Source organism: uncultured Tenacibaculum sp., assembly GCF_947499065.1.
Lineage (GTDB): Bacteria > Bacteroidota > Bacteroidia > Flavobacteriales > Flavobacteriaceae > Polaribacter.
Genome location: NZ_CANMMT010000005.1, coordinates 54974 through 67682 on the forward strand (window position 1 = coordinate 54974; position 12709 = coordinate 67682).

The 12709-nt window shown below is 30.5% G+C and carries 16 protein-coding genes; 12 read left to right on the forward strand and 4 right to left on the reverse strand.

Annotated features, from left to right (window positions below):
• Positions 1-7: 7 nt before the first annotated feature.
• Genes Q0958_RS11690 through Q0958_RS11700 form a run of 3 tightly spaced genes read right to left on the reverse strand, consistent with a single transcriptional unit; the run spans position 8 to position 3080 of the window.
• The gene (locus Q0958_RS11690; RefSeq protein WP_299123276.1) at positions 8-691 is read right to left on the reverse strand and encodes a hypothetical protein; all 684 of its coding nucleotides are present in this window, start codon (positions 689-691) and stop codon (positions 8-10) included.
• Between the two features lie 48 nt (positions 692-739).
• Positions 740-1408 (reverse strand): FRG domain-containing protein, encoded by a 669-nt coding sequence (locus Q0958_RS11695; RefSeq protein ID WP_150901235.1) that lies wholly within the window; start codon positions 1406-1408, stop codon positions 740-742.
• 25 nt (positions 1409-1433) lie between these two features.
• Positions 1434-3080 (reverse strand): M1 family metallopeptidase, encoded by a 1647-nt coding sequence (locus Q0958_RS11700; protein ID WP_299123280.1) that lies wholly within the window; start codon positions 3078-3080, stop codon positions 1434-1436.
• 84 nt (positions 3081-3164) lie between these two features.
• On the opposite strand from Q0958_RS11700, the gene Q0958_RS11705 reads away from it, so the two are divergent.
• From Q0958_RS11705 to Q0958_RS11725, 5 genes are all read left to right on the forward strand, one after another.
• Positions 3165-3965 carry an SDR family oxidoreductase gene (locus Q0958_RS11705; protein WP_299123284.1) on the forward strand — a complete coding sequence of 267 codons (801 nt, stop codon included), beginning with the start codon at positions 3165-3167 and terminating at the stop codon, positions 3963-3965.
• Positions 3962-4627, forward strand: a complete 666-nt coding sequence (locus Q0958_RS11710) for a hypothetical protein (RefSeq protein WP_299123285.1) — start codon at positions 3962-3964, stop codon at positions 4625-4627. The genes Q0958_RS11705 and Q0958_RS11710 overlap by 4 nt, the downstream gene beginning before the upstream one ends.
• Positions 4628-4719: 92 nt before the next feature.
• Complete coding sequence (gene fsa, locus Q0958_RS11715; RefSeq protein ID WP_150901232.1) at positions 4720-5373, forward strand: fructose-6-phosphate aldolase; 654 nt, start codon at positions 4720-4722, stop codon at positions 5371-5373.
• 74 nt (positions 5374-5447) lie between these two features.
• On the forward strand, positions 5448-7115 hold the full coding sequence (gene menD, locus Q0958_RS11720; protein ID WP_299123291.1) for a 2-succinyl-5-enolpyruvyl-6-hydroxy-3-cyclohexene-1-carboxylic-acid synthase: 1668 nt from the start codon (positions 5448-5450) through the stop codon (positions 7113-7115).
• A gap of 1 nt (position 7116) precedes the next feature.
• Positions 7117-7533 (forward strand): DNA-binding protein, encoded by a 417-nt coding sequence (locus tag Q0958_RS11725; RefSeq protein ID WP_299123294.1) that lies wholly within the window; start codon positions 7117-7119, stop codon positions 7531-7533.
• A 67-nt stretch (positions 7534-7600) separates the two neighbouring features.
• On the opposite strand, the gene Q0958_RS11730 is transcribed toward Q0958_RS11725, so the two are convergent.
• Positions 7601-8848: an alpha/beta hydrolase-fold protein gene (locus Q0958_RS11730; protein WP_299123297.1), complete on the reverse strand. Its 1248-nt coding sequence runs from the start codon at positions 8846-8848 to the stop codon at positions 7601-7603.
• Positions 8849-8940: 92 nt separating this feature from the next.
• Here Q0958_RS11730 and Q0958_RS11735 point away from each other — a divergent pair, with 92 nt between their 5' ends.
• The 7 genes from Q0958_RS11735 (at position 8941) to Q0958_RS11765 (ending at position 12633) form a co-directional block, all read left to right on the forward strand.
• Entirely contained in the window at positions 8941-9780 is an 840-nt protein-coding gene (locus Q0958_RS11735) for a 1,4-dihydroxy-2-naphthoyl-CoA synthase (RefSeq protein ID WP_299123300.1), read from the forward strand.
• Positions 9781-9796: 16 nt separating this feature from the next.
• Entirely contained in the window at positions 9797-9991 is a 195-nt protein-coding gene (locus Q0958_RS11740) for a hypothetical protein (RefSeq protein ID WP_299123302.1), read from the forward strand.
• A 16-nt stretch (positions 9992-10007) separates the two neighbouring features.
• Positions 10008-10616, forward strand: coding sequence for a fumarylacetoacetate hydrolase family protein (locus tag Q0958_RS11745; protein WP_299123304.1), 609 nt, complete (start codon positions 10008-10010; stop codon positions 10614-10616).
• A 46-nt stretch (positions 10617-10662) separates the two neighbouring features.
• Positions 10663-11913: a competence/damage-inducible protein A gene (locus Q0958_RS11750; RefSeq protein WP_299123305.1), complete on the forward strand. Its 1251-nt coding sequence runs from the start codon at positions 10663-10665 to the stop codon at positions 11911-11913.
• Between the two features lie 78 nt (positions 11914-11991).
• The gene (rpmB, locus tag Q0958_RS11755; protein WP_020082122.1) at positions 11992-12231 is read left to right on the forward strand and encodes a 50S ribosomal protein L28; all 240 of its coding nucleotides are present in this window, start codon (positions 11992-11994) and stop codon (positions 12229-12231) included.
• Positions 12232-12259: 28 nt separating this feature from the next.
• Entirely contained in the window at positions 12260-12442 is a 183-nt protein-coding gene (gene rpmG / locus Q0958_RS11760) for a 50S ribosomal protein L33 (RefSeq protein ID WP_029034962.1), read from the forward strand.
• A gap of 38 nt (positions 12443-12480) precedes the next feature.
• Complete coding sequence (locus Q0958_RS11765; protein ID WP_150901225.1) at positions 12481-12633, forward strand: DUF4295 domain-containing protein; 153 nt, start codon at positions 12481-12483, stop codon at positions 12631-12633.
• The last annotated feature ends 76 nt before the right edge of the window (positions 12634-12709 follow it).

The following is a 12709-nucleotide window of genomic DNA, read 5'->3' on the forward strand; positions in this document are numbered from 1 at the left end:
TTAGTCCTTACCAAAACTTCCAAAATGGCTTTTTAGAGTGGTTTTTGGTTTGAGTGTTATTTATTTTATAATGTTTTTCCATTAAATCAAATACTTGGTTGTAATTGTAGTCAATATTATCAACTGTTTTTTTCCAGTTAATTTTAGAAATTTCAATTCTAGTATCCAAAGAGTTGTTCCATTTGATAGTAAAACCATTCTTTTTTAAAACATCAACTATTTTTTTAGCAACTTCCATAGCAAGTTCATCATTTTGATTATGACTATCGTATCCAATAAATAATGTTTTTTCTTGACCAATAGCTCTTTCTAAATCTTGTGTATGATAATAACAGTATCCTTTAGCTAATATTCCAATATTTTTTAATTCATCAATAATTTCTAAACAATCGCCTTCTGCATCTTGTCTGGTGTATCCTGTTTTGTGAAGAGAAACAATTCCTTCTTTATTTAACTCGTTGAAAGATTTAGCTAATCTTTCAAAGTCAGTTGGTTTTTCCCATTTAAGACTTTCAGTTTGATGTGTTTTTAACCTTAAATCAATTTCTTTTTTTAACCAGTTTGTATCAAGCTCTTCATAATCATAAAACATATCATTTATACTTTCAAATAATTCTTTTTCATTTTCAAACCCAAAAAGAATATCTTTTTTTAACTGTTCTAGTATTTCTTCTTTTATCTCTTGGTTCATTATTGTATGTTTATTTTGTGATAAATGTGTTTTATTTTGATAGAATGTCTAATAAATACTAGTCTCCAACCATTTTAAATCTTTAGCAATTCCTTCTAAACCTGGATAAATCATTCGTTGGTTTATTCCGTACTTGAATAGTGTCCTTTTAATATCTCTTTTTACTTCTTTTGGAATGATTACTTTTTTCATTTTTTCATGTGTAAACACTTCCTCTGGATTATTATGTACAGTAAATAATCCTGATTGATTTTGTATTCTTGAAGAGATATAAGGAGGTCTGTATTTTTTGACCTTGTTTAGACTCTCTATTTTAAAAGTATCTGGATTTTGAATTGTACTACATCCCGATAGTAAAAACAAGGCTCCATCTGTATCTGGATTGTCTTCAACAGCAAAATATGTTGCTACGAGTGGATTGTATGACCAGTCTAAAAGACGAGTTGGGAGTCCAAAATGCTGGGCTACAGCTAGCCATTCTAATTCTGAACTTGGTCTATGTTCCAAGTAGGGGAGGGAAGATTCTTTAAATAATTTTAATAATCGTTTTTCTAGTTGTTGTGTTGTTCTTCCATAGAATGAATCACATCTTCCTAAGGATGTTTTTAATTCGTATTCGGAATTTGAGTGGCCTCTGAAAACAAAATTCTGATTCTCTTTTTCGCGTTCAAATTCTTTTAAAAGCTCCTCAAATTTTGCAATTTTTACTTCAGTCATTTTTGTTACGGGGGATTGATTGTGATTAATTTACTTTTTTGGTTTTTATATAAAAATTAATATCAACTTCTATATCGTTTGATTTGATTGTTTTTGTTTGCCAATTTTCTGTTGGTTTTAACACTAGTGTATTATTATTTACTTTAATATTCAAAGGCATATTAAAGTCTTTAACTACGTTAGTCCAACGATACGACAGTTTGTTGTTTTTAATTTTGTATTCGAAAACAGGTATTTTAACAGTGCGTAAATATTGATCGAAAATCTTCGTTAAATCTAAACCAGATTTTTCAATCATATAGTTTTCTATTTCTTTAGTAGTTACTGTTTTATGATAGAAAGTTTTATTTAATCCACGAAGAATGTTTCTCCATTTTTTATCATTATTAATCAATTGTCTAATAGTGTGTAACATATTAGCTCCTTTATAATACATGTCTCCTGAACCTTCATTGTTAACATCGTATTGCCCAATAATAGGAATGTCATTTTGAATAGCTCTTCGCGTTCCTATCACATAGGCTGCTGCAGCTTCCTTTCCATAGTAATAATCTAAAAACAAGTTTTCAGAATAGGCTGTAAAGCTTTCATGAATCCACATGTCAGCTATATCTTTATAGGTAATGTTGTTTGCAAACCATTCGTGTCCTGATTCGTGAATAATGATGAAATCGAATTTTAATCCCCATCCTGTTCCGGATAAATCACGACCTAAATATCCGTTTAAATATTGGTTTCCGTAAGTAACAGAACTTTGGTGCTCCATTCCCAAATAAGGAACTTCTACTAGTTTGAATCCGTCTTCGTAAAAAGGATATTTTCCAAACCAATGCTCAAAAGCTTTCATCATTTTTGGAGCATCCTTAAACTGTTTTTTTGCCTTTTCTAAATTGTAGTGTAAAACATAATAATTCATGTCTAATTCACCATCTTCACCATTATATTTTTCTGAAAAATGAATATAATCACCAATATTAATGTTTACTCCGTAGTTATTAATTGGGTTGTTTACAAACCAATGATAGGTAGTTGTATTGTCTTTATGATGTTCTGTTTTACGTAAGCGTCCGTTAGAAATATTCATTAATCCTTTTGGTACTCTAACATTGATAGCCATACTGTCTACTTCATCATACATGTGGTCTTTATTTGGCCACCATATACTAGCCCCTAATCCTTGACAGGATGTTGCTACAAAATGTTTTCCGTTTTTATCTTTTTTCCATGAAAAGCCACCATCCCAAGGAGCGCGTTTTGCTTCTCTTGGTTTTCCTTTATAGTATATATCTACTGAGTTAATACTTCCGGTTTTTTGCTTTTCTTTTAACTGAATAAAATGAGCATTACCTTCAGAGATTATATCTAATTCTTTTCCGTTTTGTATTGCCTTTGTTATTTTTAAGGGAGCTTGCAAGTCTATTTGTAAAACATTGTGAGGCTTTAATACTTTGTATTGTACTGTGTTTTTTCCTTGAATGAATTTTTTATCAGGATCTACTTGTACATTTAAATCATAGTAAGTTAAATCCCACCAAGCACGTTCCTTAGTAATACTTCCTCTTAAAGAATCTTGACGTGTAAAGTTTTTTGAGTGCTCAAAAAGAGAAGTTTGTGAAAAAGACAAATAAGAACTTAATAAAGTTAAGGTAAGAAGGAGGTGTTTTTTGAACATAATCACTAATTAAAGCGCTAATATAAGTGTTTAAAGTTTTTTTTATTGAAGGTATCTTTTAGATATTTGCTTAAAATTATATCAATGTCTAAAGTTATATTTATAACAGGAGCTTCTTCTGGAATAGGAAAATCAATTGCCACTTATTTACATACAAAAGGATATACTGTTTATGGTACTAGTAGGGATCCTGATAAGTTAACACTATCATTTAAAATGGTTGCTTTAGACGTTACTGATGAAGTTTCGATACAAAGCGCAATAGCTAAAGTAGTTGCTGAAGAAGGTAAGATTGATGTATTGATTAATAATGCAGGGAAAGGAATTACGGGACCTATTGAAGATACACCAACTAGTGAAATGCGTTCTAATTTTGAAACTAACTTTTTTGGTGCTATTGAAGTAATGAAAGCTGTTTTGCCAACTATGAGGAAGCAGAAAAACGGATTAATTATCAATACTACTTCTATTGCTGGATATATGGGATTACCATTTAGAGGAATTTACTCAGCAAGTAAAGGAGCTTTAGAATTGGTTACAGAAGCCTTGAGTATGGAGGTAAAACAATTTGGTATTCGAGTAGTGAATGCTGCACCTGGTGATTTTGCTACCAATATAGCAGCAGGAAGATATCATACACCAGTATTTGAAGAGTCTGCTTACAAGAAAAAATATGCCGAAAACTTAGCGTTAATGGATGAACATGTAGACTCTGGTGCTGATCCATTAATTATGGCAAAGGCAATTCATCAAATTATAGAGAATAAAAATCCAAGAATACATTATAAAATTGGAGGCTTTATGGAGAAGTTTTCTATTGTGTTGAAACGAATTCTACCTGATAAAGTATATGAAAAATTGTTAATGAACCATTATAAGTTATGAGAATAGTTATTACAGTAGTATTATTTTGGTGTTCTTTAACGACTTCTGCACAAGATATAGAAGGAAAGTGGTTAATGAAGCTTGGAAATAGTCTTGATGTAAATTCAGATCCAAGTGTTAGTATTATAGAGTTTAAGAAAGGAACTGTAAAATTTTATGGTTTTGATAGTTCGTTATCAATAATAGATCAAAGACGTTATTCGACTGTCAAGGATAGCATAAAAATTTATTATGATAAACAAACTGTAGAGAGGCCTTATCGATTTATTAAAGAAAATATGCTTGAGGTAGATTATGAGATTGATAATAATGGAAAAAAGTCTGTTTTTTCCATACGCTATGTGAAAATAATTCCTACGATTACCAAATTAACAAAAGAAGAAATAGAGAATAATGTATATGGAACTAGTTTAGGTGTTGTTAAGTTTGATAAAGACCTTGAGAAATATAGAGAAGAAATAAAAAAAGAAAACTTAGACTTTTTTAACGAAAGATTTTTTGTTCAAAAAATAGATGAAACTTTTGTGATTTCTGAATATAGTGCAGGGAGAATAAATGGTGTAACATTAATTAAGAAGGTAGATTCTAAAGAAATGATTTTGTGTGGAGTTCATTCAGATTCTGGTGAAATGGTTTTGAAAAATATGAATAGTAAAAATTAAATATTTACGAGTAGTAATAAATTACATTAAGGTAAGTATCTTTGTCCTTTAAATAGTTTTATAATAGAACACAACTTTTTAAATTTATATAAATGAAATTTTTTATTGATACAGCTAATTTAGATCAAATTAGAGAGGCACAAGCTTTAGGAATTTTAGATGGAGTAACTACAAACCCATCTTTAATGGCTAAAGAAGGAATTACTGGAGAGGAAAACATAATCAATCACTACAAAGCTATTTGTGATATTGTTGATGGTGATGTTTCTGCTGAGGTTATTTCTACTGATTTTGAAGGAATGGTAAAGGAAGGTGAAGCATTAGCTGCTTTAAATCCACAGATTGTGGTAAAGTTACCAATGATTAAAGATGGTGTAAAAGCTTGTAAATATTTTTCTGATAAAGGAATTAAAACGAATGTAACATTAGTGTTTTCTGCAGGTCAAGCATTATTAGCTGCTAAAGCAGGTGCTACTTATGTTTCTCCATTTATTGGTCGTTTAGATGATATTTCTACAGATGGATTAAACTTAATCGAAGAAATCCGCATGATTTATGATAACTACATGTTTGATACTGAGATTTTAGCTGCATCTGTACGTCATACAATGCATATTATCGATTGTGCTAAAGTAGGATCTGATGTAATGACAGGACCTTTAAGTGCAATTGAAGGATTGTTAAAGCACCCTTTAACTGATATCGGTTTAGCTAAGTTTTTAGCAGATTATAAAAAAGGAAATTAATCAACATTGTTGATTTTATTATAAAATGTCATTTTAAAGTTTTTGCTTTAGAATGACATTTTTAAACTAAAAGAATGTTCCCAAAAAAAGAACTCGCACAATTAGTAGTTACAGCTTGTAATCAATTTGAAATTGATACAGTTGTTATATCGCCAGGATCAAGAAATGCTCCGTTAACTATTGGGTTTTCAAATCACCCTAACATAGAAGCATTAAGTGTTGTTGATGAGCGGTGTGCTGCTTTTTTTGCTATGGGAATCGCCCAGCAAAAACAAAAGCCTGTTGTAATTGTTTGTTCATCAGGTTCGGCATTGCTAAATTATTATCCAGCCATTGCTGAAGCGTTTTACAGTAACATTCCTTTAGTTGTAATTTCTGCTGATAGACCTAAACATTTAATTGATATAGGAGATGGTCAAACCATTCGTCAAGAAAATGTTTTTGACAATCATATTTTATATTCTGCAAACTTGATTGACGAAGAGCATCAGCTAGAAAATAATACAACGTTATTAATTAATGCTTTAGAAACTGCTGTTTCTAAAAAAGGCCCTGTACATATTAATGTGCCATTTGATGAGCCTTTATATGAAACGGTTGAAATATTAAAGTCCTTTGATTTTCCTGATAACACTTTAAATACAGTTACAGAGTTAAAAAGTGATTATCAACAATTAATAACGACCTGGGAAACTACTGCTAAAAAAATGATTTTAGTAGGTAGTAATTTTCCAGATACAGATTTACAGAATGTTTTAGATGAGTTGATTGAAGATGAAACTGTTGTAGTTTTAACAGAAACAACTTCAAACTTATACAATCCGAAGTTTATCAATTCTATAGATAAACTTATTTTTCCTTTAGATGCTACTGCGTTTTTAGATTTGCAGCCTGAAGTCTTAGTAACTTTAGGTGGAATGGTTATTTCTAAAAAAATCAAGCAGCTTTTAAGGAAGCATCAACCTGCAGCGCATTGGCATATTGATGAATTGAGAGCAATGAATACTTATCATTGTTTGTCAGAACACATAAAAGAAAAACCAGTTTCTTTTTTAAGAAAATTATTAGCAACTGAAAAAGGCTTATCTCGAAATGAAGAGGTATCTTATCAAAATAAATGGTTGACTAAAAATCAAGATCGTTCAATAAAGCATAAAGAGTATTTAGCGAATACTGAATATTCAGACTTAAAAGTTTTTGAGGCTGTTTTAAAAGCGATACCAGATAACTCGCAACTTCAAATAAGTAATAGTTCTACTATTAGATATTCGCAGTTGTTTAATTTAAATCCGACTTTACAAGTATTTTGTAATAGAGGAACGAGTGGTATTGATGGAAGTACAAGTACTGCTATTGGAGCTGCTTATGCCCATAAGAATCAAACTACTTTTATAACAGGAGATTTGAGTTTTTTTTATGATAGTAATGCCTTATGGAATACTTGTATACCAAATGATTTTAGAATTATTATTTTAAATAATGCAGGTGGTGGAATATTCCGATTTATACCAGGACCATTGACCACCAATGCAACTGAATATTTTGAAACTCCTCACAATTTGACAGCAGAGCATTTAGCAAAGATGTTTAATTTTGAATATGTTTCAATAAAGGATTTGGAGGAGTTACATAATAACTTGCCTGCTTTTTATGCAGTATCAAATCAACCAAAAATAATGGAGGTTTTTACTCCTAAAGAAATTAATGATGTAGTTTTAAAGAACTATTTTAAAAACTTATAAAATGGAATTACAAGAAGGTGATAAAGTAGACTTAGTAATTGGTCAGCAAACTGCATTAGGATATACTGTTTTAATCGATGAAGAATATGAAGGCTTGTTATATAATAACGAAGTTTTTAAAGACTTAGAAGAAGGAATGAAAACAGTAGGTTATATTAAAAAGATTAGAGAAGACGAAAAAATAGATGTTTCTCTAAGACCTCAAGGTTTTAGAAATGTAATTGATTCGGATGCAGAAGTAGTTCTTCAGAAATTAGAAGAGAAAGGTTATTTAATGTTAACCGATAAAAGCTCACCAGAATCAATAAAATTCCGATTACAAATGAGTAAGAAAGCGTTTAAAAGAGCGGTAGGGAATTTATATAAAAGTAAAAAGATAGTTTTAAAAGAAGACAGAATAGAGTTGGTGAAGAAATAAACCAATTAACATATAAAAAGAAAGCACGTCTAATTGACGTGCTTTTTTATTTTGAGTTGAGAAGAGATTATTGTTTATCCTCTTCTTGTTTGTCTTCATTTTCTTGATCTTCTTCTGGAAGATCTTCAAGCGGTGCTTCTTTTGGTTGACTATCTTTTAAATCGTTTACACGTTTAATGTTTTCGTAAAAAGCATTTGCATTTGGGTCAGAAGGATCCATTTTACCGTAAGCAGCTTTATAATAAAAATCTGCTTTTTCGTAGTCTTTACCAAGCTCATAATATTTACCTACGTAGAAATCACCAATATGAGAGTTTGGATATTTGATCATTACAAAATCACCTAATACTCTAAGGTAATCACCGTCTAATTTGTCTATAACAATTCCTTCAATAGCAAAAATATCATCTAAACGAACATTTAAGTTAGTGCCATATAGATATTCAATGTCTAAATATTTTTGTTCTACATATTTGATAGCCTCTAAAGGTCCTAAATCTTTAATGTTATTATCAAATTCGTCTTTCGTAATTTTAGAATATATAGAAAACATTTTATCAAATGCTCTTGGAATAGTTTCACTAATAACAGATAAATGATTTGGTGCGTCTTTGAATTCATTAAAAGTAAAATGAAGGTTTTTAGCTTCAAAAGAAGATAGGTAAGTAGCTATCTGATTGTATCTATCGTCTACTTCTTTTCTAATATACTTTTTATTGTTACTTGCGTAGAAAAAATATGAATTATCTACAGAAGCTAATCTTCCTAAAGAATAAGAAGCAATAGTATTTGCTGCTAATTCAGAAAAATTAGGAGTAATACATATATAAGAATTAAAAATAGGTTCTTGTGCTTTTAAGAAATGAGTAATAAAGTTACCTCCAATACCTTGACCAACAATGGTCATAAAAGGAGAAGTTCTATAATTACCTTCCATATGAGGGATTAACTCTTTTTGTATAAAGTTGAAAAACTTAGTAGAGTGACTTGTTAAAGCATTGTTTGAAGGAATAATAGAAACATCTTTATTGTAAGAGTTTTTCATACCTATTCCAACTACAATTTGTTTAGGAGCCTTATCTACATTAGCATATAGTTTAGCATTACCCACATATAAGTCGAAAAGATAACCATCACCTAAAACAATTGCCACAGGATAACTCATGGCTTCCTCTTTGTCATAATCTTTAGGAATGTAAATTTTTACAATTCTATCTTTATTAAATTCTTTAGAATTAATCTTTTCAGTAATTACTTTTTGAGAAAAAAGCTGTAAACTGAATAATACGGTAAATAAGAAAAATAGTTGTTTCATAAGGGAATATATTATATCGTTCAAATATAGAAAAGAAAAATAAAGTTATTATGTTATTTTTGCTTTGTTAATAACGAAAATATTATTGAATTATGATACAACCTCAATGGAAAGTTGCCAAAGAGTATGAAGATATTACTTATAAGAAATCGCATAACGTAGCTAGAATAGCGTTTAACAGACCTAATGTACGTAATGCATTTCGCCCGCATACTACTTCAGAATTGTTAGATGCATTTAAAGATGCTCATGAAGATACAAATATTGGTGTTGTGTTATTATCTGCGGAAGGACCATCTACAAAAGATGGAGTATGGAGTTTTTGTTCAGGAGGAGATCAAAATGCTCGTGGACATCAAGGATATGTAGGAGAAGATGGTTATCACCGATTAAATATATTAGAAGTACAACGATTAATTCGTTTTATGCCAAAAGCAGTTATCTGTGTAGTACCTGGTTGGGCAGTAGGAGGAGGACATAGTTTACATGTTACTTGCGATTTAACTTTAGCAAGTAAAGAGCATGCAATTTTTAAACAAACTGATGCCGATGTTACTTCGTTTGATGCTGGATATGGTTCGGCATATTTAGCTAAAATGGTAGGACAGAAGAAAGCAAGAGAAATATTTTTCTTAGGAAGAAATTATTCAGCACAAGAAGCTTATGAAATGGGAATGGTAAATGCAGTAGTTCCTCATGATGAATTAGAACAAACAGCTTTTGATTGGGCACAAGAGATTTTAGAGAAATCGCCAACATCAATTAAAATGTTAAAGTTTGCCATGAACTTAACTGATGATGGTATGGTAGGACAACAAGTATTTGCAGGAGAAGTTACACGTTTAGCGTATATGACAGATGAAGCAAAAGAAGGACGTGATGCTTTCTTAGAAAAACGTAAGCCAAACTTCCCTAAAACTTGGATTCCATAATAATTTAAATTATTGAATGGAAGATTTCTTTAGCGGTTTTTTAGAAGAAATTCTTTTTTCAAGCATTTCTAAATTAGGAGCTTTTATAAGATGGTTATTTCTGAAAAGAAAATATTCATACAATGAAGTTTTAAAACAAGATTGGAATGGAAGAATAGGTTTATTAGCTATAATTTTAATGATATACTTAATCTTTTATTTCAAAAACTAAAGTTTTATTAATAAGAATGAAGATAATTTGTATTGGGCGTAATTACGCAAAACATATAGAAGAATTGGCAAATGAAAAGCCAGAGAGTCCTGTGATTTTTTTAAAACCAGACTCTGCAATTCTTCCAAAGAAGATGCCTTTTTTTAGACCTCCCTTTTCTAATGATATACATTATGAAGTTGAGGTATTGGTTAAGATAAATAAAGTAGGAAAACATATTTCTGCAAAATTTGCACATAAGTATTATGATACTATTGGACTGGGAATTGATTTTACAGCCAGAGATGTACAAGCAATGTGTAAAGAAAAAGGATTACCATGGGAAAAAGCAAAGTCTTTTGATGGTAGTGCTGTAATAGGAGAATTTTTTCCTAAAGAAGAGTTTGATTTAGATAATTTATCGTTTCAACTGAAAAAAAATGAAGAAGTAGTTCAAGATGGAAATACCTCTAGTATGTTATGGAAAGTAGATGAGTTAATTAGTTATGTTTCTCAATATTTTACCTTAAAAAAAGGAGATGTTATTTTTACGGGAACACCAGCAGGAGTTGGAAAAGTAGATGAAAATGATGTGTTAACTGGAACAATAGAAGGTAAACAAGCTTTTCAAATAAAAGTAAAATAAGTTATTATCCCGCTGTATAAGCGGGATTCTTTTTTAAGAAGATTAAATGAATGCAGAAATAATAACGATTGGAGATGAAATCTTAATCGGACAAATAGTTGATACGAATTCGCAGTGGATAGGTCAAGAATTAAATAAAATAGGAGTATCGGTATATCAAATTTCGTCAATTCAAGATGAAAGAAACCATATATTAAATGCTTTAGAAGAAGCAGAAAGTAGAGCCGATATTGTTATAATAACAGGAGGGTTAGGTCCAACAAAAGATGATATTACAAAAAAAACAATAGCTGAGTACTTTAATGATTATGATGTTGTTGAATACCCTGAGGTAATAGAAAACATCAAAGAGCTCTTTAAAAAAGTAAACCACCCTTTTAATGAAGCACAAAAGTATCAAGCACAATTGCCTTCTAAGGCAGAATTGCTAACCAATCGTTTTGGAACAGCTCCAGGAATGTGGTTTTATGAAAATGAAACCGTTTTTGTTTCCTTACCAGGTGTGCCTTATGAAATGAAAGGATTAATTACCTACGAAGTACTACCTAGAATACAACAAAAATTTAAACTTCCATTTATACTTCACAAAACTGTAATGACAGTGGGTACAGGTGAAAGTGTCATTGCTGGAAGAATAGAGGAGTGGGAAAATAATTTACCAGAGAATATAAAATTAGCTTACTTGCCTTCGTTTGGAAAAGTTCGATTACGAATTTCAGCAAAAGGAAATAATAAGGAAGCTTTAGAAAAAGAGGTAGCAGAAAAAATAGATAGTCTGAGTTTATTAATATCAGATATTATAGTAGGGTATGATGATGAAGCTTCTATAGAACAACGAGTAGGGAATTTATTAAAAGAGAGAAACCAAACTTTAAGTACAGCTGAAAGTTTGACAGGAGGAAAAATAGCTTCAACATTAGTTGCTATTCCAGGTTCGTCTGCCTACTATATGGGAAGCTTTATTACTTACACGGCAGAATTGAAACAAGAATTATTAGGTGTATCTGAACAAACGATTGAAGATAATACTGTAGTGAGTAAAGAAGTTGCTTTGGAGATGGCAAAAGGATGTTTTGAAAGACTAAAAACCGATTATGCTATTGCAGTAACAGGTAATGCAGGACCAACCACAGATCATAACGATAAAAGTGTTGGCTTGGTGTATATAGCCATTGCATCGAAAAATGGCATTGAGGTTCAGGAGTTTAATTTTGGTCAGCCAAGAGAGAAAGTAATAAATAGAACGGTAACAAAAGCTTTAGAATTATTAACCGAAAATATTTTAAAAAATTACTAGTAATATTTTGTTTATTTCTCTTAAAAGTTCGTATATTTGCACCTCGTTTAGAAATAACACTATAAAACTGTCAAGAAGATGTCTAGAGTTTGTGAATTAACAGGAAAGAAAGCAATGGTAGGGAACAACGTTTCTCACGCCTTAAATAGAACTAAAAGAAAGTTTAACGCTAATTTAATGACTAAGCGTTTCTATATCCCAGAAGAAGATAAATGGGTTACCTTAAAAGTATCTGCTTCTGCATTAAAAAATATTAATAAAAAAGGAATCTCTGCTGTGATTAAAGAAGCTAGAGAAAAAGGTTTCTTAACTAAATAATTCCTTACTTAGATAAAATTTTACAGAGATGGCAAAAAAAGGAAACAGAGTACAGGTAATATTAGAATGTACTGAGCACAAAGCGACTGGAAAACCAGGAACTTCACGTTATATCACTACAAAGAACAAAAAGAACACTCCTGATAGAATGGAATTAAAGAAATTTAATCCAATCTTAAAGAAGATGACAGTTCATAAAGAAATTAAATAATTAAAAGTTTTTTATAAAACTTTATAACCTATAGGAACATGGCAAAGAAATCAGTAGCATCGTTACAAACAGGAGCAAAAAGATTAACTAAGGCTATCAAAATGGTAAAATCTCCAAAAACAGGAGCTTATACTTTCGTTGAAGCTATTATGGATCCTTCACAAGTAAACGATTTCATCGCGAAAAACTAAGACTTGTATATACAGTTTAAACTAAAGCTACTTTCTGATAGAAGGTAGCTTTTTTTATGTGTTAAAAAACTGTATT